3 protein-coding genes are annotated in these 1,584 nt (G+C 38.6%); all 3 read right to left on the reverse strand.

All coding sequences use genetic code 11. The features are described 5' to 3' along the window. Positions 1-272: 272 nt before the first annotated feature. The gene (locus ACZFYI_RS20205; RefSeq protein WP_462525921.1) at positions 273-644 is read right to left on the reverse strand and encodes a DoxX family protein; all 372 of its coding nucleotides are present in this window, start codon (positions 642-644) and stop codon (positions 273-275) included. 4 nt (positions 645-648) lie between these two features. After that, the gene (locus ACZFYI_RS20210) at positions 649-996 is read right to left on the reverse strand and encodes a YciI family protein (protein ID WP_462525922.1); all 348 of its coding nucleotides are present in this window, start codon (positions 994-996) and stop codon (positions 649-651) included. Between the two features lie 75 nt (positions 997-1,071). Next, on the reverse strand, positions 1,072-1,584 hold a 513-nt coding region (locus tag ACZFYI_RS20215), incomplete at its 5' end, for a Crp/Fnr family transcriptional regulator (RefSeq protein WP_462525923.1).

Genomic DNA, 1,584 nt, shown 5'->3' on the forward strand with positions numbered 1-1,584 from the left:
ATCTTATCCTTATATCCGGCTTTTAGGGATGAAAAAAACACTGTGGAAAAAGTAGATATTTGAAAAAATTCAAGAAACGGGAAAAGCCTAACATTTAGTTTATGGGTTAGAATGACGATGGCGCAAGACCTTTTAGTAGTTCAAATAACCAAGAATGAGCTTTCTTTCTTGAATCCAATTGCAAATTGGAAGAATAGGTGAGTGGGATTACAAATCCCACCGAGTCCACCATCAATCGTAATTCTACACCGAGGAGGGTTTTCCTTTTACTTTTACCCAACTATTCTTTTGTCGGATGCCACGTACTTAGCAAAGCCCAACAAAGCACCAATCAGCATAATATTCCTAAATCCATTAATCATTTCCAATTCATCGCTGCCTGCTTTTGGAAAATGAACCAAAATAGCCATCAAGAAGACATAGATAGCCATCGAAACATAGGCAAGCTTGTCATACTTCCTGAATACTGCACTTAAAATAAATGCGATAATACAGAGAGCAGTAAAGTAATTCCAAAATAGAGGAAACGGAATAAATTCAGGTACAAAAGCTGCTCCGACTTCCGGTTTACCAAAATGCAAGCCTACATACAGGAGGAATGATAATGGAAATAAATAGCGTCCGATGTTTAAAATCTTCTCCATAGCATCATAAATCAAAAGGTAATACTTCTCTGATCTCTGTAAACCCTGTAGGACTCTGTAGAATGGGACAGGTTTTTGACCATCCCACAACTTCATTGATGTTGTTTGATTTACAAATCAGATAGCCTGTAACCATGATTTTTTCGGCGATTACCGGGCATTCCTTCTGAGTGGCATTGCCAACCTGAATCCCCGCCCAATGAATGGGCTTTGTGGAAATAAGCTTTCCCTGCATTGCGATATTTCCAATCCAGGCTTGCCATGCTTCCATTCCTTCTTTCATTTTTTCAGGGTCGATTTGGTATTGACCATCGCCTGATTCGTTCCAAAACAATAATAAGTACTCCTTCATTTTTTTTAGATTTTTGTGTTTTGTACTCAAAATTCTAAAATGGGAAGCACTTGACTCTTGACAAATGTCAAGACTTTAGAGTTTGGATTTTAATCGGGTGAGTGTTTCCGGAGAAATACCTATATACGATGCAATCAGCTTACTGGAGAGCCTTGACATAATCAGCGGTTTTGTCTCCATCAGCCATTGGATCCGCTCCAGTGCGTTGAGTGAAGTCAGGGAATTTACCCTATAAACAGTGTTGTTATAGGAAGCTTCAAGAATTTGTTTGTATAGCGCATCAAACTGCGGAACTTCTCTACACAGCAGTTTGAAAGGTTCATAATGAATCCGGAGTAATTGGCAATGTTCGACGCTTTTGATGAATTCTGATGAAGGGGTTTGATTTTGAAAGCCGAAGATATCAGTGACCCAACTGTTTTCAAAGTAAAATGAACGCGTGGATTCATTGCCGCTTTTGTCAAGTACATATACCTGCAAACATCCTTTGACAATAAAATAAACGTATCTGCAAATTTCATCCTGCCTCAACAAATGTGTCCCTTTTTTGACTTTCAAAAGTTCAAAATGCGGTAAAACTTGGTCAAG

Source organism: Aquiflexum sp. (genome assembly GCF_977115555.1).